Here is a 20666-nt window from a genome sequence, read left to right as displayed (position 1 = left end):
GCACGGTGCGGCGGTTCCCGGGGATTCTGCCCGCCCGCACGCGCCCCTGACCGGCTCCTTCACCGGACCGCCACGCCTTTGTCCGGCGGAGCGGCGGTCGTACCGGCACACATCACCCCAAGGACGGGAGAAGGTCGGCGTGATCACGGCTGTGCTGCCGGCTCCCTCCTGGCGATGGGGCCCGGCCGCCCGGCGCGTGGCCGGGACGGACGGCCCGGTGATCAGGCCGGGCCCGCAGCCTCGGCCAGCCGACGGCGATGACCGGCGCTGGTGCCGGCCGCCACCAGCGCGGCGAACACCACGCCCAGCGTGCCGACCGTCACGGTGTAGCCGGTGACGTGCGGCCCGCCGAGGCTCGGCGGAACCGCCCGCCGCGGATCGACCAGCACCCGCAGCCGGTCGCCGACCGCGCTGGTGCCGTGGCACACCACCCGGTCCGGAGGCGAGCCGTCGGTGAACTCCAGGTCGCAGGTGGGCTGTTTGCCCCGGCCACCGCCCTCCGCTTTCGCCACCACGACTGCCTCGGTCCACTCGCCGCGTTCGGCCAGCACCCGCTGTTGCTCCACCTGGTGGCCGGCGACGAACAGGAAGGCGCCGGCGATGAGCGCCAGGACGGGAAGGAGCGGCCGGCGGACGTACCCGGCGAACACGACGACCAGCGCCAGGGCGAGCGGGGCGGCCGGGAGCATGGGCCACGGGCCCAGCAGTCCGCTGCCCGGCAGCGCGATCCCGGCGGCCAACAGCCCGGCGTACAGGGCGAGACGCCAGGTCGGCAGGGCCCGGTGCCGGCGGTCGAAGGCACCACCGGGCGTCACCCGGCGCAGCAGGTCCGGCAGAAGCTTGCGTTCGGCGGCCGGCGGCAGTGGATCCGCCGGCCACGGTGGCCACGGCGGGCTGCCCGGCGGGCCGGCGGGAGGGGAGGTACCCGTCTCGTGCGTGCCGGACATCTGCCGTACCGCCCTCCCCATTCGCCGCGGACCCCATCATCCGCTCCGGCACGCGGCGCGGCAACCTCCGTCCACCGCCCCGCGCGCGGACACGGAGCGAGGTGACCGGAGCGGCGCTCTTGACGCGCTCCTTGCCATGGGCATGATGACACCGCATGACGCGCCCTCATCGCACGCTCCTGCTGCCGCTCGCCGCCGTGCTCGGGCTGAGCCTGGTGTGGTCCTCCGGAACAGCCGGTGCCGGGGACACCGGACGGCCCGGGTTCGCGGACACGATCGACTCGATCCTCACCGACCCGCTGCTCTCCGGCGCCGCCGCCCAGGTGGTGGTACGCGACCCGGCCACCGGCCAAACCCTCTACGACCGCGACGGCGACCGGCGGCTGATGCCCGCCTCCACCACCAAACTGCTGACCGCCTCCGCCGCCCTCGACATCCTCGGCCCCGACCACCGCTTCCGGACCGAGGTGCTGCGCACCCGCGACGGCGACCTCTATCTGCGCGGCACCGGCGACCCCGTGCTGCTGCCCGGCGAACTCGACGACCTCGCCGCCGAGGTGGCCGCCGCCGGTATCACCCACGTCCCCGGCGATCTCGTCGCGGACGACACCCTCTTCACCGGCCCAGGACTCGGCCGCGCCTGGGGCTGGGACGCCGAACAGTACGCCTACTCCGCCCCGGTCTCCGCGCTCACCCTGGCACCCGACACCGACTACGACTCCGGCAGCGTCCGGGTGAGTGCCGGCCCCGGCGCCGCCCCCGGCAAGCCGGCCTCGGTCACCCTGCACCCCGCGCCCGACCTGCTGACCGTCGACAACCGCGCCGTGACCGTGGCCGCCGGCGGACCGCACACCCTCTCCGTCGGGCGGACCCACGGGCAGGACACCATCACCGTCACCGGCACCGTCCCGGCCGGCGCCGCGCCCACCGACACCTGGCTGAGCGTCACCGACCCCACCGCGTACACCGCCGCCGTCTTCGCCGACGCGCTCGCCGCCCACGGCGTCACGGTGGCCGGGACCACGGTGACCGGACGGGCCGTACCGGCGGGCGCCGAGACCGTGGCCGCGCACACCTCGATGCCGCTGTCCGAGATCCTGGTGCCGTTCCTGAAACTGTCCGTCAACCCGCACGGCGAAGCACTGCTGAAGGCGATCGGCGCCGCCGACACCGGCACCGGCAGCTGGACGGCGGGACTCGCGGCCGTCGCCGACCACGCCACCCGGCTCGGCCTGGACCCCGGCGGCTACGCCCAGGTGGACGGCTCGGGCCTCTCCCGGATGAACATGATCGCCCCGGCCGACTTCGCCGACCTGCTCGCCGCGGTGCGCGACGAACCGTGGTTCGGCCACTGGTACGCGGCACTGCCCATCGCCTGCGAGCCGGACCGGCTGGTGGGCGGCACCCTGCGCAGCCGGATGTGCGGCACCCCGGCGGCCGGCAACGCCCGGGCGAAGACCGGCACGCTGACCGGCGCCACCGCGCTGTCGGGCTATGTGACGACGGCCGGCGGGCGGGAGCTGGCGTTCAGCATCATGATCAACCACCATCTGGGCTCGGGCCAGACCCGGGTGCAGGACGCGATCGTCGCCGCACTCGCGGCGGACGGCGGCCCCGGCCCCCGTACCACCGCACCCCCGCCGATCGCGCCGCTCACCGAGCGCCAGGAGGAGGTGGCCGAAGCGGGCCTCGAATGCTCCTGGGTGAAACCGGCCGTCTGCTGACCACGGAACACACGCGAACGGCGCCGCCCGCCCCCCACCAACGGGACGGACGGCGCCCGTCAACGGGGGCACGGAATGGCCGACCCCGGTCTCCGCCCATCAAGCGACCGTGTACTCCGCATCCCCGAAGTCCGCCACCACACGAAGGCGCCCACCCAGCGCCTCCACATAGGAGCGCAGGGTCGCCAGCTCGGCGCGGTCGAGCATCCCGTGCTCGATCGCCGACACACGGGGAGCGGAGACACCCATGGACGCCGCGACCTCCCGCTGCGTCAGCGCCTGTTCCCGCCGGATCTCCGCGAGCTTGTAGGCACGCACCTCGGACACGAGCCTGTTCATCGCCGCCTGCTTCTCCGCGGGCGTGCGCACCGTCAGCCCCGCGGCCTCACGCCGCTCACGGGCCGCGCGCTTCGCGTCCTCCCACCTGACTGCGTCACTCATTCGTACTCCCTGGTCTCCAGATCATCGAGGTGGGCCTGGTAGCGCTTCTCAGCGAGAGGGATGTTGCTGTCGTACCAGCCCCGCCAGTCCCGGGCCTTGTCTCCCGCGACCAGCAGCACCGCCCGGCGGACCGGGTCGAAAGCGAACAGGATCCGCATCTCACTGCCACCACCGGACCCGGGCCTGAGCTCCTTCAGATGATGCTGTTCCGCTCCCTTGATCCGGTCCACCAGCGGGCGACCGAGCGTCGGCCCCGTCGCAGCCAGGAGATCGATCGCGTCTTCCACCTGTTCAGCGCTGGCCCAGTCACTTTCGGCCAGAGCCTCGAACCATGCCGCGACCTCCGCGACGAGGATCACTTCCCATTGAGCCACGCTGCGCATGTTAACGCAAGAGTTAACCCCATCCCGTACTCGCCGCTCCCGCCCGGCTACACAGCGGTGAGACGAGGGCGGGGCACCTGGCCGGGGAACGCGACGGTACGCCACCGTGCGCATGGCCGAGCCCCGCTGGTTTCCCGGTCCAGCGGGGCTCGGACTGTGGTCTGGAAGCGGAACGGCTACGACGCGGCGCCCACCGGACGGGCCGTCTCCGTGCCCTCGTCCTCATCCTTGTCCCAGTCGTCCAGGTCGAACGACGTGGCGGTGTCGTACTTCTCCCGGTCCAGGATCTTCTCCCGGGCCGCGACGATCACCGGGACCACGGACTGGCCGGCCACGTTCACGGCGGTGCGGATCATGTCCAGGATCGGGTCGATGGCCAGCAGCAGACCCACGCCCTCCAGGGGCAGGCCCAGCGTGGAGAGGGTCAGGGTGGTCATGACGGTGGCGCCGGTGAGGCCGGCGGTGGCGGCGGAGCCGATCACCGACACGAACGCGATCAGCACGTAGTCCTGGATGCCCAGCGAGATGTCGAAGATCTGCGCCACGAAGATCGCGGCCAGCGCCGGGTAGATCGCGGCGCAGCCGTCCATCTTGGTGGTGGCGCCGAACGGTACGGCGAAGGAGGTGTACTCCTTCGGCACCCCGAGCCGTTCGGTGACGCGCTGGGTGACGGGCAGGGTACCCACCGAGGAGCGGGAGACGAAGGCCAGCTGGATGGCGGGCCAGGCGCCGCGGAAGAACTGGAGCGGGTTGAGGCCGGCGGCGAAGCGCAGCAGCAGCGGGTAGACGCCGAACAGCACCAGCAGGGAGCCCACGTACACGTCGATGGTGAAGGTGGCGTAGTCGCCCAGCAGGTCCCAGCCGTAGTTGTTGATGGAGCGGCCGATCAGGCCCAGGGTGCCCAGCGGCGCCAGGCGGATGATCCACCACAGGGCCTTCTGGAGCAGTTCGAGCGCGGTCTCGCCGAAGGTGACCAGCGGGGCGGCCTTGTCACCGAGCTGGAGTGCGGCGATGCCGACGGCGGCGGCCAGGAAGACGATCTGGAGGACCTTCAGCTCGGTGAAGGGCGTGATGACGTCGGTCGGGATGATCCCGGTGAGGAAGTCCAGCCAGGAGCCGGAGTTCTCGGGGGCCTGGCCGTCCGCGGCGGTGAGCGCGGAGCCGGAGCCCGGGTTGGTGACCAGGCCGATGAAGAGGCCGATGGCCACCGCGACCAGCGAGGTGACCAGGAACCACAGCAGGGTGCGGCCGGCCAGCCGGGCGGCGTTGGAGACCTTGCGGAGGTTGGTGATGGAGACGGCGATGGCGAAGAACACCAGCGGGGCGACGGCCAGCCGCAGCAGCTGGACGAACCGGCCGCCTATCTCGTCCAGGGTGCGGGCCAGCCAGTCCACCTCCCAGTTGCGGGCTATCCAGCCGAGCAGCACACCGGCGGCGAGACCGATGAGGATCTGGGCCCAGAACGGCGGCAGGGACAGCTTCCGTCTGGCTTCGGGGGCTGCGGACGGGGAGGACGGGGAGGACACGGGCACGCTCCGGTCGGCGAGTGAGTTTTCGACATGGGTCAGGGCAGGGGAATGCCCTGGGGGGACACAGCACGGGAAGGGTCGCGGTGAAACGGCCGGAAGGCCAGGGGTACGGCGACGTGCGGGTCAGCGACGACAGGCCGCGGTGGGGCGGCGGCACAGGTCGATGTGCAGGCGCGCGACAAGGAGCACCCCGTGCAGGGGGCGCGGCGCGGCTGCTGTGTTCATGTCCATCACGGTAGCACCAGGAAACCGTGACCTGGCTCACACCGGCGTACGCCGGGAACTTCCGGGGCGGCGGATGGTTCAGGCCGAACGGGCGGCATCATCCGCGTCGTCCTCCATGCCCTGGTTCGCGCGGAGTTTGCCCATGGCCCGGTCCACGCGCGGCGCGAGCTGCGCGGACATGGCGTCGCGCTGGTTGCGCAGCAGCACGAAGCTGAGCGGCGCGGAGATCACCGTCGCCAGCAGCACCAGCCACAGCGGGTTGGCCGTGCCGAAGCTCTCCGGGATCACACCGATGTACGCGAGGACGGCGACCACCGCGAAACAGCCGGCGAAGATCGCCAGCCGCAGACCCGTATAGCGAAGCGTCGCGCTCTTGGTGCTGCTGCTCACGGCGGGGACCCTTTTCCTCATTCCGGCGTCTTCGGTCGTCCCAGTCAAACACATGCCGAACGGGCGCCCGCAGCCGCCCGCCCCACCCGGGCGTTCAGTCCAGCGGGCGCCACATCATGACGTCGTCGCGCAGCTCGCCGCCGCCGACCGCGATCGCGTCCGGGACCCGGCCGACCTCCTTGTAGCCGCACGCCGCGTAGAACCGCTCAAGACCCATGCCGCCCCGGCAGGTCAGCCGGATCGCGCGGATGCCGCCGAAGCCGCGTATCGCCCGCTCCGCCTCGGCCATCAGCTCCCGTCCGGCCCCGGCCCCCTGGGCGGCCGGCCGCACCATCACCGTCTTGAGCCACACCCAGTGGCCCATCAGCGCGTGCCCGGTGTGCACGATGAACGCGGTGGCCGCCGGGCCGCCGGCCTCGTCCACGCCCAGCAGCAGCCGGGTGGTGCCGGCCCCGATGCCCGCCAGATGCCGGTCCAGCTCCGGCAGCACCCCGGCCGGCCCGGTGCCGGGCGGGAACCCGACGGCCCCGCCCGCCTCCACGACCTCGGACCACAGCCCGGCCAGCTCCTCCCGCAGCCGCGGGGTGATCTCCGGGTCCAGCACCCAGCGCACCGGCGTCACACCCGCATCGGCTGCGGCGACTCGCGCCGCCCGGCGTCCGGACCGTCGTACTCGCGCACGATCTCGTAGCGAGTGTTGCGCTCCACCGGCCGGAACCCGGCGTCCCGGATCAGCTCCAGCAGATCCTCGCGGGTCAGCTTGTCCGGGGTGCCGAAGTTGTCGGCGTCGTGGGTGATCTTGTACTCCACGACCGAGCCGTCCATGTCGTCCGCGCCGTGCTGGAGCGCCAGCTGGGCGGTCTGCACCCCGTGCATCACCCAGAACACCTTCACGTGCGGCACGTTGTCGAACAGCAGCCGGGAGACGGCGAAGGTGCGCAGCGCCTCCGCGCCGGTGGCCATGGTGGTCCTGGCCTGGAGCCGGTTGCGGATCTTGCCGTCCTTCATGTCCACGAAGTCGTGCTGGTAGCGCAGCGGGATGAAGACCTGGAAGCCGCCGGTCTCGTCCTGGAGTTCGCGCAGCCGCAGCACGTGGTCCACCCGGTGCCGGCGCTCCTCGATGTGCCCGTACAGCATGGTGCACGGGGTCTTGAGACCCTTCTCGTGCGCCAGCCGGTGGATGCGGGACCAGTCCTCCCAGTGGGTGCGGTGGTCCACGATGTGCTGGCGGACCTCCCAGTCGAAGATCTCCGCGCCGCCGCCGGTCAGCGACTCCAGCCCGGCGTCGATCAGCTCGTCGAGGATCTCGGAGGCGGACAGCCCGGAGATCGACTCGAAGTGGTGGATCTCGGTGGCGGTGAACGCTTTGAGCGAGACCGTGTCCGGCAGGACCTCCTTCAGCGCCCGCAGCGACCGCGGGTAGTACCGCCACGGCAGCGACGGATGCAGGCCGTTGACGATGTGCAGCTCGGTGAGCCGGTCGCCCTCCATGGCCTTGGCCAGCCGCACGGCCTCCTCGATGCGCATGGTGTACGCGTCCTTCTCCCCCGGCTTGCGCTGGAAGGAGCAGTACGCGCACGACGCGGTGCACACGTTGGTCATGTTGAGGTGGCGGTTGACGTTGAAGTGGACGACATCGCCGTTCTTCCGGGTGCGGACCTCGTGCGCCAGCTCGCCCAGCCACGCCAGGTCGTCCGCCTCGTACAGGGCGATCCCGTCCTCGCGGGAGAGCCTTTCCCCGGCGCGCACCTTCTCCTCAAGGTCCCGCTTGAGTCCCGCGTCCATCCTCGCGCCTCCTCGCCTCGACACTCCTGACGACCCTACGCCTGGCCACTGACAGGCAGCTCCCCGACCCGGTTCTCCCACTTCGTGGACAACACGATCGTGGTCCGGGTGCGGGAGACGCCCTGGGTGCCGGACAGCCGCCGGATGGTGCGCTCCAGGCCGTCCACGTCGGAGGCGCGCACCTTCACCATGAACGAGTCGTCGCCCGCGATGAACCAGCAGTCCTCGATCTCGGCCAGCTCCTTCAGCCGGCCCGCGACGTCCTCGTGGTCCACCGCGTCCGACAGCTGGATCCCGATGAGCGCCGTCACCCCCAGGCCCAGCGACCGCGCGTCCACCGTGGCCCGGTAGCCGGTGATGACGCCCGCCGCCTCCAGGCGGTTGATCCGGTCGGTGACGCTCGGCCCCGACAGACCCACCAGACGCCCCAGCTCCGCGTACGAGGCCCGCCCGTTCTCGCGCAGGGCCTGGATGAGCTGTCTGTCCACCGCGTCCATCGTCACGAAGCCTTTCTCATTGCCCGGTCCGGTCGATGTGCACGGATGAATCTAAGGCATGAGCGCCCCGTGGCCTTAACTGTGCCCACCCGCGCGGGCGGCGGCCCCCAGCTCGCCATTCCAACGGCGGTACAGCGTGTGGGCCACCCCGGCCGCGTCCAGCACCCGCCCCGCCACGAAGTCCACCAGTTGCTGGAGGTCGCGCGCACCCGCGTAGAACGCGGGCGAGGCCGGGGCCACCACCGCGCCCGCCTCGTCCAGCGCGACCAGGTGGCGCAGCGTCGGGCCGGTCAGCGGCGACTCGCGCACCGCGACCACCAGCGGCCTGCGCTCCTTCAGCGTGACGGAGGCGGCCCGCTGGAGCAGGTCCTTGGAGAGGCCGAGCGCCACCCCGGCCACCGCGGCCGTGGAGGCGGGCACGATCAGCATGCCGCGCGCCGGGTACGAGCCGGAGGACGGGCCCGCGCCCAGGTCGCCGGCCGGCCAGTACCGTACGCCGCCGGTGTCCACCGCGAAGGCGTCCGGCGTCCCGTCCGCGCCCTGGCGCAGCCAGCGTTCCAGGTCGGGCTGCCAGTGGGCGTCGCGGAAGGGCCCGGCGGTCTCATCCAGGAGGGTGAGCCGCGCCGCCCGGCTGACGACCAGGTCGACCGGTTCCCCGGCGGCGAGCAGCGCCCGCAGTACGGCGGCGGCGTACGGGGTGCCGGAGGCCCCCGACACCCCCACGATCCAGGGGCGGCGGCCCTGCGGCCCGTCACTGCTCGGCATGCCCCCGAGCGTAACCAACCGGCCGTCCGCAGCTAACAGTCCCCTTACCGGACGGTGACGCCTTCGCCACAGAGCTGTGCCCCAGCGCCCGGCCACCGCCGCGCCCATGGAAACTGGAACGGCACGGACCGCACCACCGTCCCCCCACCCGTACGCCCCAGGAGCCCGACATCGATACCCCGCGCCGCACCGTACTGCGCCGGCTGGCCGCCCTCGGCGGGGTCGCCGCGCTCGCCATCGGCACCAGTGGCTGTTCGCTGATTCAGCAGGCCCAGACCGGGTTCAGCGTCAGCGGTGCCGTCGATCAGCTGCTGTCGTGGGAGGGTCTGTCGCTCCAGGCGACGCTGGACGCCACCCCCGACGAGATGTACGACTATCTGCTGACGCTGGCGGCGCGGGACGGCGGCCCCGAGCCGTCGATGGACGACGCGCGGCTGCTCGCCGACATGGAGCTGCTGGCGGTCGTCGGCGACCCGGAGCGCGAGATCCGGCTGAAGGACCGCAGGAACGCCGACCCGCTGGCCGGGGCCGTCGCCCTCAACTTCGGCGGCCTGGACGCGGTCGGCGTCAAGAACATACTGGGCAGGACGTTCGTGCGGGTCTCGGTCGACACCGTCGTCCGCGACGTCTACCGGGGCGGCGAGGCGGCCAACGCCGAGGCGGCGCACTTCGTGCGCGACGCCGGCGCGCTCCCCGACTCGCTGCGGGTGGCGCGCGACGCGCTGCGCGGCGCGTGGGTGGAGGTCGACCCGTACCAGTACGACGAGTACGCCCGCGCCGTCAGCGACCACACCCTGCTCGGCGCGGAGCAGGCGCAGGTGTTCGCGGCGGCGATGTCGGAGGGCGGCAATACCCTGGACCCGGCCGGGCAGTGGCGGTTCGCCGCCGACCTGGGCGCGGCGCTGCGCTCGGGGGCGACGCTGGAGCGCGCCGGGCAGGAGCGGGGCGCGGAGCTGGTGGAGGTGCGGCTGCCGGCCGGGCAGGCGCAGCGGGCGCTGTCGCCGCTGCTGACGCTGCTGACCGAGCAGGGCGCGCGGTTCGGGCTGCCGCCGGTGTTCCATCCGCCGGCCGACCCGGACGAGCGGGTGACGGCCCGGCTGGCGATCCGCAACGGGGTGCTGTCGGAGGTCGCCTTCGATCTGGGCCAGTTCGGGGGCGCGGGCGCGGGTGAGCTGCCGCTGCGGATGACGCTCACCGGCGGGTCGGCGATCAGTCTGACCGCGCCGCCGGAGAACCGGGATGTGCTGACCCCGCAGGATCTGACGGTGGCGCTGATGTATCTGCAGACGCAGCGGGACGCGCGCGAGGAGAACCCGGAGCGGGCCAACATCCCCGGGCCGCTCCAGCCGTGACCGGGCCCGCCGCCGGACGGACGCGGCGGGAGGACCCGGGGCGCACGGGGTAGGCAGGACGCAGGACCGGAGCACTCGGAAGGCTGGGAGGGGCAGACCGTGCCGATCGGAGGATCCCGTGGCCGCCGCGCGCTGGCGGCCGGCGTACTGATGCTGGTGTGGCTGGCGGTGCTGTGGGGGCTCGCCGCCGCCGACGGCAGCGATCCGTACTGCCTGCCCTACGACTACGACCCGCCGCTGGTGTGCGAGTACGGCATCGAGCCGCGCGACACCGGTGCCCTGCTGGACATCTACCCGGCGGCGTTCCTGCACTTCGGCTTCGACCATCTGGCGGCGAACAGCTGGCCGCTGGTGATCTTCGGGTTCCTGGCGGCGCTGCGCGGCATCGGGCGGTTCCTCGCCGTGTCGTTCGTGATCATCACGGTGTCGGGTCTCGGCGTGTGGCTGACGGCGTCGGGCGGCTCGATCACGGCCGGGGCGTCCGGGGTGGTGTTCGGGCTGTTCGGCTATCTGCTGGCGCGCGGCTTCGTGGAGCGCAACGCGGTGGACATCACGGTGGGGATCACCGTGTTCCTGGTGTACGGCTCGCTGCTGTGGGGGGTGCTGCCGACCGAGACCGGGGTGTCCTGGCAGGGCCATCTGTTCGGCCTGCTGGGCGGGGTGGCCTCGGCGTTCTGGCTGCGGCGCGGGGAGCGCGGCCCGCGCCGGCGCCGTACGGTGTGGGACCGGCGCGGGCTGACCGGTCCGCCCCCGGGCCACCCGGGCTGAGGGGTGACTACAGTCACATCATGAGCATCGACATCGTCCATCCCGCCCTCAGCGACTATCTGCTCGATCACGCCACTCCGGCGGACGAGGTGCTGCGCGATCTCGCGGCGGAGACCCGCCGGCTGCTGCCGGACAACGCCCGGATGCAGATCAGCCACGACCAGGGCACGCTGCTGACGCTGCTGGTGAAGCTGACGGGCACCCTGCACGCGGTGGAGGTGGGCACCTTCACCGGGTACTCCTCGATCTGCATCGCCCGGGGGCTCGCGCCGGGCGGGCGGCTGCTGGCGTGCGACGTGAGCGAGGAGTGGACGGGGACGGCCCGCCGGTACTGGGAGCGGGCGGGGGTCGCCGACCGCATCGAGCTGCGGATCGCGCCGGCCGCCGAGACGCTGCGGGCGCTGCCGCGCGAGGAGTATCTGGACTTCGCGTTCATCGACGCGGACAAGGTGGGCTACCCGGTGTACTACGAGGAGCTGCTGACCCGGCTGCGGCCGGGCGGGGTGATCGTGCTGGACAACGTGCTGCGCGAGGGCCGGGTGCTGGATCCGGCGGCGGGCGAGGAGCCGGATCTGGTGATCCGGGAGCTGAACGACGCGATCACCGCCGATGAGCGGGTGGAGAGTGTGCTGCTGCCGGTGCGGGACGGGGTGACGGTGGTCCGCAAGCGCTGAGCCCTTCGGTGGAGCCCTTCAGCGGAGCCCTTCAGCGGAGCCCTTCAGCGGAGCCCTTCAGCGGAGCCCTTCAGCGCACAACCCGGACATATATGCTGAACATATGCCGGAACTCCCCGAGGTCGAGGCCCTGCGCGACTTCCTCACCGGCCACCTCGTCGGCCGCGAGGTGGCCGGCGCGCTGCCGGTGGCCTTCCATGTGCTGAAGACGTACGACCCGCCGCTGTCCGCCGTCACCGGCCGCACGGTGGAGGCGGTGCGCCGGCACGGCAAGTTCCTGGACCTGGACCTCGGGGGCGGCCCCGGCGACCGCCTCCATCTGATCACCCACCTGGCCCGGGCCGGCTGGCTGCGCTGGCAGGAGAAACTGCCGGCCACTCCTCCCCGTCCCGGCAAGGGCCCGCTCGCGCTGCGCGTCACCCTGGCCGATCCTCCCCCGGACTCCTCCCCCGGGGAGGGGCCGCCGGGCGCCGGCTTCGACCTGACCGAGGCCGGCACCCAGAAGCGGCTGGCGGTGTACGTGGTCCGCGACCCCGCCGAGGTGCCCGGCATCGCCCGGCTCGGCCCCGACCCGCTGGACGCCGGCTTCACCACCGAGGCGCTGGCCGCCGTCCTCGGCGGGGAACGGCGGCAGCTCAAGGGCGTCCTGCGCGACCAGTCGGCCATCGCCGGGATCGGCAACGCCTACTCCGACGAGATCCTGCATGTCGCGCGCATGTCACCCTTCAAGCCCGCGGGGAACCTCACCGAAACCGAGACCGCCGCCCTCCACCAGGCGATCCGCACCACTCTCGACGACGCCGTCGCCCGCTCCCGGGGCATCGCGGCCGGCAAGCTCAAAGCCGAGAAGAAGAGCGGCCTGCGTGTCCACGGCCGCACCGGCGAACCGTGCCCGGTGTGCGGGGACACCATCCGCGAGGTGTCCTACCGGGACTCCTCGCTCCAGTACTGCCCCACCTGCCAGACCGGCGGCAAACCGCTGGCCGACCGGCGCACCTCACGCTTCCTGAAGTGACTCCGCGTCCTCGGACTCCCCGTCCTCCCCGGCCTCCTCGCCGTCGCCGCCCCCGACATTGACGCCGTGCGTCTCGGCGATCTCCCCGAGGCCGCCCGCGTACCCCCGGCTGATGGCGTGGAAGCCCCAGCCGTCCTCCTCCAGCGTCAGCTCCCCCAGCGTCAGCCCCGTGCAGTGCACCGGGCCGACCGGGAAGCCGTAGCACAGCAGCTCGGTGTCGCCGGCCGGATCGAGCAGCCGGATGTGCAGCGCCCGCGCGTCCGACAGATCGTGCCCGCGCGCCTGGGCGTCGTGGACGGACAGCGCGAACCGTACGGTGGCGGCCCGCTCGTCCAGCTCCGGCAGCCGGACGGTGATCCGCGCCTCCCGGGTGCCCTCCTCCTCGCCCTCGCCGGGCTCCTCGCCGGCCAGCTGGACGCTCTCGTCGCCCGGGTCGAGGTTGTTGTAGAAGATGAAGTGCCGGTCGGACAGCACCCGCCCGTCCTCGTCCAGGATCAGCGCGCTGGCGTCCACCTCGGGCACCTCCTCCGGATCGACGTCCTCCGGGTCCTGCCAGTCCAGACCGATGGTGAAGGTGTCGGCGCCGGGCAGCACGTCCCCCAGCAGCAGCCGCTGCCCGGTCGCCAGCGGCAGCCGGCCGCCGCCGGGGCGCGGGCAGCTGGAGAGCAGCACCGCCCGGGGGTCCACCCGGGTCGGCTGGTACACCAGCGCCTCCTCCACCGGCTCGGCCGGCAGGTCCACCGCCAGGATCGCCAGCTCCCGCAGCCGCTCGGCGACCTCGGCCGCGCTGCCGGGCCGCTCGTCCGGGTCCTTGGCGAGCAGCGTCATGATCAGCTCGTCCCACTCCGCGGGCAGCTCGGGGCGCAGCTCGCTGGGGGGCGGCGGATCGGTCTCCATCTGCTGGCGCAGCAACTGGTAGAGCGAGGCGCCGTGGAACGGGGGACGGCCGGTGGCCAGGGCGTACAGCACGCAGCCGAACGCGTACAGGTCGCTGCGCGCGTCCACGGTGCCGCCCTCGACCTGCTCGGGCGACATGTACGCGGGGGTGCCGATGACGACGCCGGTGGAGGTGAGCCGGGCATGGTCGGTGGACTCGGCGAGCACGGCGGCGATGCCGAAGTCGAGCACCCGGGCCAGGCCGTCGGACTCGACCATGACGTTGCCGGGCTTGAGGTCGCGGTGCACCACGCCGGCGTCGTGCGCGACGGCCAGCGCGCGGCAGATCTTCTCGCCCCACCGGCCGACCTCGCCCAGCGGCGGGATCTCCTCGGCCAGCACCTGGTCGAGCGAGCGGCCCGGCAGCCGCTCCATGACCAGATAGAGCACGGTGTTGCCGTCGAACTCGGCCTCGCCGACGTCGTGGACGGTCACGATGTACGGACTGGAGAGCCCGGCCAGCAGTTTGGCCTCGCGGGCGAAGCGCTGACCGGCCTGTGGATCGCGGTTGACCGCCGAGGTGTTCACCACCTTGATGGCGACCTGCCGCTCCAGGCGCATGTCCAGCGCTTCCCAGACGGTGCCCATGCCACCCGCTCCCAGCAGCGGCCCGATCTGGTACCGGTCGTCGAGAACCCGGCCCTGCATCTTCTGCACCCCCTGGCACACCGAACTGTTCGCCGCCCCGGGTACGTTAGCCGTTCTGCTGTCTGCCAGCGGAAAGGGCGCCGCTGACGCTAACTTTATGCCGCACGGACAGCGCTGAAGAGGGGACAGGGATGAGTGGCATAGCAGGAGGCACCGGATATCCCCCGCCGCCACCCTGGCAGGGACCACCAACTGCGGGCAAACCCGACCGTTCTCCCGGCCCCTTCCTGCTGATCGGCGCCCTGGTCATCGTCGGATCGCTGCTCGGCTTCCTCGCCTACCAGTCGGCGAGCGGCAAACAGGAGGAGAACGGCACGGGCGGCGGCAGCGGCGGCGGCCTCGACAGCCCGCTGTACATCCACGCGGTGGACAGCGCCCTGGAGGGCCAGGACTGCCCCGCCGCCGAACAATCCGGCGGCACCGCCGTGTTCAATCCCGCGACCTCCTCCTGCCTCGTCCTGGACACCGCGACCGACACCATGCGGGTGGACGCCCTGCTGGAGGCCACCGCGACCTACGGCCCGTCGGGCACCTGGATCGTCGGGCTCACCTTCACCCCCGAGGACGGCGCCCGGTTCGCCGACCTGACCGAGACGGTGTCGGCCCGGCCGATGCCGCAGAACCAGCTGGCGATGGTGCTCGACGGCCAACTCCTCACCGCCCCGGCCGTCACCGCCCGCATCGAGGGCGACCAGGTCGAGATCTCCGGCTCCTTCACCCGCGAGGAAGCGGAGGACCTGGCCGATCGTCTGGCTCCCTGACCAGCGCCCCCCGGATGGTCCGCACCATCCACCGGGGCCGCCGGAACACATCCTGCGCGGTGAACCGCAGGATGCCCCGCACACCGGGCAGGGACATCAGCCGGTTGAACCGCAAGGTGTCCCCGGCGGCCAGCGGCGCCCGGTGCACCCGCATCCCGCTCAGCGCACCGCCGCCCCCGGCCCTGGTCACCTCCAGCGCGTGCCGCAGTACATCGAATCCGAGCAACGCGGCGGCCGACCGATGACTGGCGACCACATCGGGCCGGCGCCGCTGCACCGCATACAGCCGCATCCAGTAACTCACCTCGCACCCCGGCTCCGCGTACGCCCCCACCCCCACCCGCTGCCACCGGCGGCGCCGCAGCACCCCCCGTACCGTCCCGGCCGGCACCCCGGCCCGCACCATCTCCTCCACGAACAGCACCCCGCCATGACGAACCCCCAACTCCTCCCACACCGCATCGAACGACGTCACGACACGATCACACACCGTCACCACAGCCGCCGTCCACCCCTGTGGATAACTCCGCGACTGTCAGACCCTCCCCCTACCGTGACGCCCATGACGGAAGACGTACTGGAGCCGTACCCCGGGCAGCTGACCGGCTACTGCTACCGGATGCTGGGCTCGGCCTTCGAGGCGGAGGACGCGGTCCAGGAGACGATGATCCGCGCCTGGCGCGGCCTGGACCGCTTCGAGGGCCGCAGCGCGCTGCGCTCCTGGCTGTACCGGATCGCCACCAACGTCTGCCTGACCATGCTGGAGAACCGCAAACGCCGCGCCCGCCCCATGGACCTCACCGCCCCCGGCAGCCCCGACCACCTCCCGGGCGCGCCGCTCGCCGAGACCACCTGGGTCGAGCCCGTCCCGGACGCCCTGCTGGACCCGGCCGACCTCGCCGAGGCCAGGGAGTCCGTACGGCTCGCCTTCGTCGCCGCCCTCCAGCACCTGCCGCCGCGCCAGCGCGCCGTGCTGATCCTGCGCGAGGTCCTCAGCTGGCGGGCGAGCGAGGTCGCCGAACTGCTCGGGACCACCGTCCCCTCGGTCAACAGCGCCCTGCAACGCGCCCGCGCCACCCTGGCCGGCCTGCCCGACACCACCCCGCGCCGGCTCACCCCCGACGACGAGAACCTGCTGGCCCGCTACCTGGAAGCCTTCGAGGCATACGACCTGGACGCCCTGACCGCCCTCCTCCACGAGGAGGCGACGCTGTCCATGCCGCCCTTCGACCTGTGGCTGCGCGGCACCGGCCACATCCGCGCCTGGCTCACCGGCCACGGCGCCGGCTGCCGCGGCTCCCGCCTGATCCCCACCCGCGCCAACGGCTCCGCGGCCTTCGGCCAGTACCGCCCCGGCGGCGAACCCTGGGCGCTCCAGATCATCGAGACCCGCGACGGAAAGGTCACGGCGATCAACGCGTTCCTCGAAGTGAAGCGCTGGTTCCCGCTCTTCGGCCTCCCACTCTCCCTCAGCTCAGCGGCTTGACCCACCGCACCCACGCCTCCTGGGGCCCGTACCCCCCGGCCTCCCAGGCCCGATGAGCGGTGACATTGCGCCGCAGCACCATGGCGTCGGCCCGCCGCCCACCCAGCGCGGCGAACCGCTCCTCGGCGGCGGCGAGCAGCGCCGTGCCCACCCCCTGCCGCCGCGCCTCGGGCGCGACGGCCAGCCGGTACAGATGACACCGCCACCCGTCGAACCCGGCGATCACCGTCCCCACGAGCACCCCGTCCCGCTCGGCCACCAGCAGCGCGCCCGGATCCCGCTCGACCAGCCGCGTCACCCCGGCCGGGTCGTCACTGATGCTGACCCCCTCGGCCGCCCGCTCCCAGAACGCCAGCACAGCGGCCACCTCATCCACCCCAGCAGCCCGAACGGTCACATCAGCACCCATGCCGAAAACCCTACAAGCCCCCCACTCCGGTCACCCACCGCATTGTTAGGCTTGCTCATCGGATACATGACACCGGCACGGGGGAGGACCGCCAGGCCATGGCCGATCAGCCGGACCTGTACGTCAGCTCGGAAGAACTGGACCCCATCGCGACCGCGGCCCGGGACCTCCACGACGACCTCGCCGAACACGGCCGCCTGGCCGAACCGGACGAACGCGCCGCCGCCGAAGCCCTCTCCGCTCACGGCTTCGCCACCGGCCGCTCCCTGACCCTCCTGGCCGAGGGCTGGTCCCGCCAGGTCGACGACCTTCTGCAGGACTGCACCCGGATCTCCGACCACTTGGTGGAGACGGTGAACGCGCACACGCACCAAGACCTGGAGATTCGGACGACTCTCCAGCAGATCCACCAGCCCCTGTCCGCCTACGACAGGATCTCCGCGCTTGCCGAGGCACCCACCCCGCAGACGGAGGGCCCTCGGGCCACCGAGATCAACTGGGGTGACCGGTGAACTTCCGCCCCGGATCCGGCGCCGACTCGTTGTTTCACTCCCTGTCTCCCTTCTCCGGAGCCCATGTCACCTACGAAAGCGTCCGCAACGTCGATCTGCGTGCCCTGAACAGCGCCGTGTCCTCCCTCGACACCCTGGTGGGCAAACTCGCCACTATGGATGAGGACGCGCGGAACATGGACCGCATGGCCTGGGCCTCGGAGTGGCGCGGTGAAAACGCCGGGGCCAGCAAGCCCGTGGTCGAGCAGACGGCGAACAAGTTCATCGCAGCACACGAACAAGCCCAAGCCCTGCACAGCATCCTCCAGTCACTCTTGGGTGATCTGCATGAGTGCCAGGAGGCCCTGGGACGCTACGAGCAGAACGCCGCGCACTGGGGCGCGCATCTCTCGACCGACGGCACCATCCGCACGGCGGAACCGCCTTACACCACGCTCGCCCAGGCCCGGGTGATGGGGCTCATGCCTTTCGGCGAGGCAGTGCCGCCCGAGACCCTGGAATCGATGAACGTCCTGGAGCACGAGATCGTCAGGGTCATCGAGCGCGCCGCCGAATCGGACCGCGTGGCAGCCCGCGAACTCAGCACGCTCATGAGCCGGAGCGGAGGCCAGTTCAGCACACCTCGCTCACCGACGATGCGCGATGCCGCGGACGCCCAAGCCCTTGAAGACGCCCGCCGGGTCGTTGACCTTGGCAACAAGGGGGAGAAAACCGCCTCCGACTGGCGCAGAATGGGCAAGCACTTCGCCCTCCACGCGGACGATCCCCTCTTCGCCCAATACGTGATCGACAACCTCGGCATGGAGGCATATCTGGCCCTCGGCCAGGAGTTGGACCACGCCGCGACCGAACTCGCCTCGGCGAGCGTGGACGTCGATTCCATCAGAACCGGCATGGGCAACACCTTCGTCACGGCGATGCAGCCACCCGGCACCATGGAAACCCACCCCCCAGGCTCCCCCGCCTACAACGCCTGGCTGCGAACCTATGAAGGCCAGGCATACCAGCGCCGCCTGGACGGCCTGAACGCCGTCGGCCTCGAATCTCCCAGTGCGAATGGCCCCTGGGGCACTGTCCTTGGCGACACTCGGACCGGCTACGACATCGCACTGGATCTCCTGGAGGCAGCCGACCTGCCCATGGACGATCAGTTCTTCTACCAACTCACCAGCGATCTCATCGAAGTTGAGCAGGAGCATCCCGGCGTCTGGGACAGACAGCGCTATTCGGATGACCCCATACGGGACGTCAGAAACGATGCGGTTGACCGCCTGCTGGGCATCGGCGTGGAGAACAATCCAGCCGCGGTGACAGCCTTCTTCGACCCGGATGGCAACGGCACGGGCGAGAACCACGTCAGTAACAATCATTTGGATTACTTCATCGGAGAGGGCGAGGACTCCCGCAAGCCTCCGCGTGTTCTCTTCGAATACACCTCAGCCTTCGGTTACTCCTCCCCGGGATCCCCGGGCCTGGCCGCCGCGCTGGAAACAGCGGCCACCGGACTTACGCCGGGCAGCCAGCCAGGAGCGGACTACACTGGCCACTCGCCGGCGAACGCCCGCATCGCGGAACAGGTCTGGAACACCTTCGCGGCCGACCCTTCACGCGTCGCGGCGGACTCCGCCTTCGAATACCTGGCCCCCACGCTGGGCCACATCGGCGCCGATTACATGTCTGACATCTACCTGGCGGTCAATGGCATCGATACGGGAACGGCAGAGCATCGCCCGGAATTTAGCCCTCTCAGGAGCGAGCGCCTCCTCCGTGAAATCGCAATGAACACAGAGGCAAATACCTCGCTCACTGCCGCCAACCAGGCAAACTTGCAATTGACAATTGATCAGGTGATTTTGGCCCAGGAAGGCGGTGTTCCTGGGATGCGATCATCGATCGAGGATGTGTCACGTCCGAGCGGCTTCATTTCGGGCGTCATGGCAGAGGCCCGAGCTTCGGAAATATATCAGAGCCAGATGGAATCCGATGCATCCCATAATGCCGTCGTCGATACGATTAACACTTGGACAGATCGGGCCCTGAATGTGGCAATCTACCAAGTTCTCAAAGATTATCCAGGACTGGCATCAATTTCTGATGCCGTCAAGGGTGATGCAACAGAGGTAATTTTTGACTTTTTCAGGGAAGACAATTCCGAGGATGCCGAATCAGAGGCAATAGATGAACTCGAAGAGTCACTAACCGCTCATTCAAACATAGCCAGGGACGCCGTCAAATCGGCAATACTCAACCATGATCTGAATCTGACAGAGACCGAAGCAAACTCTCTGGCAAATGGGGCTGCCGAACGGGTCGATACAGGATACCGCCTGGGGAATACGCCACTCTCGCCAAATGCACAATAAGGACCCCAAGGAATACGGAAAGCAGGGCAGATGAAAGTAAACGCTATCGGAATTCTCATTGCAGCCGCTTCACTTGTCGCACTCCAAGGGTGCTCAGGATCCATGTCCAAGGAGTACGCCTACGAAATTCCTGGAGATCTATGTGATGTAGAAATAAACAACGAATCCTATTCTTCACTATTCCCTCCCGGCGATTCTGTCAAGAAGATTGGAATGGACCCGTACGAAAGCGGGTCTCTTCCCGCTGGCGGCCTGTGCACGGTGTTCGTCGACAGAGATCCCGTCATTAGGGTTGACACTCTAGGGTCGAGAGATAGGGAATCTGGTGGCGGCCCGATCGCTCCCGGAATCGACTCCTACCTGGAGGAGCGCCGGTTTGGCCTTTCCGTCGCCGACTCCGAACTCATCGAAGAAATCCCCAACGAGGTCCGAGTCTGGAAGGATTTCGCCGCCGTACATGTGCCCTGCGCCGAATCTTCAGGGATGGACTACACCGGGATGAATGTCTCCATCGACCTTCGTGGGAACGTGGATCGCGACTTCAGCGATGAACTCAAGGAAATCATCGAGCCGTACGCCCTTGATCGTATCGAGAGGATGGGCCCCGGGGTGTGCGACAACCCCTGATCCGTTCCTCGCACAGGGCCGCATGTCAAGGGCTGGTGACGCACCATCGGGCAACCAGCCCATCACGAATGTGTAGCGAATGGCGTTTCCGCCCCCGATCCGGCGCCCCATATCGGTCGGCCGGGCCCGGTACCCGTAAGCTCGGTCGGGCTTGACGCCGTAGCCGGGGGCTACCGAACGGGGAGGAACGGCGAATGGAACCGCTGGGGGCGGCCGATCCGCGACAGGTCGGCACGTACAAACTGCTCGGCAAGCTCGGCGAGGGCGCCATGGGCCAGGTCTATCTGGCCCGGTCGTCGCGCGGGCGCACCGTCGCCGTCAAGCTCATCCGCAACGAACTCGCCGGCCACCCCGACTTCCGGCGCCGCTTCCAGGCGGAGATCGAGGCGGCCACCCGCGTCGGCGGACAGTGGATCGCGCCCGTACTGG

At 70.6% G+C, this 20666-nt stretch carries 22 protein-coding genes and 1 pseudogene; 11 read left to right on the top strand and 12 right to left on the bottom strand.

The annotated features are described in order from the left end of the window. Window positions 1-221: 221 nt before the first annotated feature. Window positions 222-947: a hypothetical protein gene (locus BM385_RS25095; protein ID WP_093844452.1), complete on the bottom strand. Its 726-nt coding sequence runs from the start codon at window positions 945-947 to the stop codon at window positions 222-224. 155 nt (window positions 948-1102) lie between these two features. On the opposite strand from BM385_RS25095, the gene dacB reads away from it, so the two are divergent. Next, entirely contained in the window at window positions 1103-2671 is a 1569-nt protein-coding gene (gene dacB, locus BM385_RS25090) for a D-alanyl-D-alanine carboxypeptidase/D-alanyl-D-alanine endopeptidase (RefSeq protein WP_093844451.1), read from the top strand. A gap of 99 nt (window positions 2672-2770) precedes the next feature. Here the strand turns inward: dacB and BM385_RS25085 are convergent, their stop codons facing one another. The 8 genes from BM385_RS25085 to BM385_RS25050 all read right to left on the bottom strand — a co-directional run bounded on the left by BM385_RS25085 (window position 2771) and on the right by BM385_RS25050 (window position 8686). Next, window positions 2771-3112, bottom strand: a complete 342-nt coding sequence (locus BM385_RS25085) for an XRE family transcriptional regulator (protein WP_093844450.1) — start codon at window positions 3110-3112, stop codon at window positions 2771-2773. After that, the gene (locus tag BM385_RS25080; protein ID WP_093844449.1) at window positions 3109-3495 is read right to left on the bottom strand and encodes a type II toxin-antitoxin system RelE/ParE family toxin; all 387 of its coding nucleotides are present in this window, start codon (window positions 3493-3495) and stop codon (window positions 3109-3111) included. The genes BM385_RS25085 and BM385_RS25080 overlap by 4 nt, the downstream gene beginning before the upstream one ends. A 176-nt stretch (window positions 3496-3671) precedes the next feature. Continuing rightward, window positions 3672-5021, bottom strand: a complete 1350-nt coding sequence (locus BM385_RS25075; RefSeq protein WP_093844448.1) for a dicarboxylate/amino acid:cation symporter — start codon at window positions 5019-5021, stop codon at window positions 3672-3674. Between the two features lie 306 nt (window positions 5022-5327). Beyond that, complete coding sequence (locus tag BM385_RS25070; RefSeq protein ID WP_019435740.1) at window positions 5328-5639, bottom strand: DUF4229 domain-containing protein; 312 nt, start codon at window positions 5637-5639, stop codon at window positions 5328-5330. A gap of 94 nt (window positions 5640-5733) precedes the next feature. Then, window positions 5734-6261, bottom strand: a complete 528-nt coding sequence (locus tag BM385_RS25065; RefSeq protein WP_247483060.1) for a GNAT family N-acetyltransferase — start codon at window positions 6259-6261, stop codon at window positions 5734-5736. Beyond that, window positions 6258-7424, bottom strand: coding sequence for an aminofutalosine synthase MqnE (gene mqnE, locus BM385_RS25060; protein WP_019435738.1), 1167 nt, complete (start codon window positions 7422-7424; stop codon window positions 6258-6260). Before mqnE ends, BM385_RS25065 begins: the two co-directional genes overlap by 4 nt. Before the next feature lie 35 nt (window positions 7425-7459). Further along, window positions 7460-7921 carry an Lrp/AsnC family transcriptional regulator gene (locus tag BM385_RS25055; protein ID WP_093844447.1) on the bottom strand — a complete coding sequence of 154 codons (462 nt, stop codon included), beginning with the start codon at window positions 7919-7921 and terminating at the stop codon, window positions 7460-7462. A gap of 75 nt (window positions 7922-7996) precedes the next feature. Then, window positions 7997-8686 (bottom strand): UbiX family flavin prenyltransferase, encoded by a 690-nt coding sequence (locus BM385_RS25050; RefSeq protein WP_037756590.1) that lies wholly within the window; start codon window positions 8684-8686, stop codon window positions 7997-7999. A gap of 365 nt (window positions 8687-9051) precedes the next feature. Between BM385_RS25050 and BM385_RS25045 the strand changes: the two genes are divergently transcribed. The 4 genes from BM385_RS25045 (at window position 9052) to BM385_RS25030 (ending at window position 12495) form a co-directional block, all read left to right on the top strand. Further along, the gene (locus BM385_RS25045) at window positions 9052-10038 is read left to right on the top strand and encodes a hypothetical protein (RefSeq protein WP_019435735.1); all 987 of its coding nucleotides are present in this window, start codon (window positions 9052-9054) and stop codon (window positions 10036-10038) included. 150 nt (window positions 10039-10188) lie between these two features. After that, complete coding sequence (locus BM385_RS25040; protein WP_078576409.1) at window positions 10189-10806, top strand: rhomboid family intramembrane serine protease; 618 nt, start codon at window positions 10189-10191, stop codon at window positions 10804-10806. Between the two features lie 20 nt (window positions 10807-10826). After that, on the top strand, window positions 10827-11480 hold the full coding sequence (locus tag BM385_RS25035; protein WP_019435733.1) for an O-methyltransferase: 654 nt from the start codon (window positions 10827-10829) through the stop codon (window positions 11478-11480). Between the two features lie 103 nt (window positions 11481-11583). Then, window positions 11584-12495 carry an Fpg/Nei family DNA glycosylase gene (locus BM385_RS25030; RefSeq protein ID WP_093844446.1) on the top strand — a complete coding sequence of 304 codons (912 nt, stop codon included), beginning with the start codon at window positions 11584-11586 and terminating at the stop codon, window positions 12493-12495. Here the strand turns inward: BM385_RS25030 and BM385_RS25025 are convergent. Beyond that, complete coding sequence (locus tag BM385_RS25025) at window positions 12478-14079, bottom strand: protein kinase domain-containing protein (RefSeq protein WP_176127941.1); 1602 nt, start codon at window positions 14077-14079, stop codon at window positions 12478-12480. The two genes, BM385_RS25030 and BM385_RS25025, sit on opposite strands and share 18 nt — an antisense overlap. Window positions 14080-14210: 131 nt before the next feature. Between BM385_RS25025 and BM385_RS25020 the strand changes: the two genes are divergently transcribed. Further along, window positions 14211-14840 carry a SecDF P1 head subdomain-containing protein gene (locus BM385_RS25020; RefSeq protein ID WP_093844445.1) on the top strand — a complete coding sequence of 210 codons (630 nt, stop codon included), beginning with the start codon at window positions 14211-14213 and terminating at the stop codon, window positions 14838-14840. Here BM385_RS25020 and BM385_RS25015 read toward each other — a convergent pair. Then, window positions 14794-15315, bottom strand: coding sequence for a hypothetical protein (locus tag BM385_RS25015; RefSeq protein ID WP_139275231.1), 522 nt, complete (start codon window positions 15313-15315; stop codon window positions 14794-14796). The two genes, BM385_RS25020 and BM385_RS25015, sit on opposite strands and share 47 nt — an antisense overlap. A gap of 87 nt (window positions 15316-15402) precedes the next feature. Between BM385_RS25015 and BM385_RS25010 the strand changes: the two genes are divergently transcribed. After that, window positions 15403-16326 carry a sigma-70 family RNA polymerase sigma factor gene (locus tag BM385_RS25010; protein ID WP_093844443.1) on the top strand — a complete coding sequence of 308 codons (924 nt, stop codon included), beginning with the start codon at window positions 15403-15405 and terminating at the stop codon, window positions 16324-16326. Here the strand turns inward: BM385_RS25010 and BM385_RS25005 are convergent. Next, entirely contained in the window at window positions 16310-16735 is a 426-nt protein-coding gene (locus BM385_RS25005) for a GNAT family N-acetyltransferase (protein WP_093844442.1), read from the bottom strand. The two genes, BM385_RS25010 and BM385_RS25005, sit on opposite strands and share 17 nt — an antisense overlap. A 98-nt stretch (window positions 16736-16833) precedes the next feature. Between BM385_RS25005 and BM385_RS25000 the strand changes: the two genes are divergently transcribed. The 4 genes and pseudogenes from BM385_RS25000 to BM385_RS24985 all read left to right on the top strand — a co-directional run. Next, a complete protein-coding gene (locus BM385_RS25000; RefSeq protein WP_093844441.1) occupies window positions 16834-17247 on the top strand; it encodes a hypothetical protein in 414 nt (137 codons plus the stop codon). Continuing rightward, the gene (locus BM385_RS24995; RefSeq protein WP_093844440.1) at window positions 17244-19610 is read left to right on the top strand and encodes a hypothetical protein; all 2367 of its coding nucleotides are present in this window, start codon (window positions 17244-17246) and stop codon (window positions 19608-19610) included. Before BM385_RS25000 ends, BM385_RS24995 begins: the two co-directional genes overlap by 4 nt. A gap of 102 nt (window positions 19611-19712) precedes the next feature. Beyond that, window positions 19713-20237, top strand: a complete 525-nt coding sequence (locus tag BM385_RS24990) for a hypothetical protein (protein WP_139275230.1) — start codon at window positions 19713-19715, stop codon at window positions 20235-20237. 194 nt (window positions 20238-20431) lie between these two features. Beyond that, window positions 20432-20666, top strand: a pseudogene (locus BM385_RS24985) (protein kinase domain-containing protein); the annotation flags it as partial.

It is taken from the genome of Streptomyces harbinensis (assembly GCF_900116145.1).
Taxonomy (GTDB): domain Bacteria; phylum Actinomycetota; class Actinomycetes; order Streptomycetales; family Streptomycetaceae; genus Streptomyces; species Streptomyces carpaticus.
Note: the sequence above shows the minus strand (reverse complement) of the source record. Positions and strands in the feature narration are given on the sequence as shown.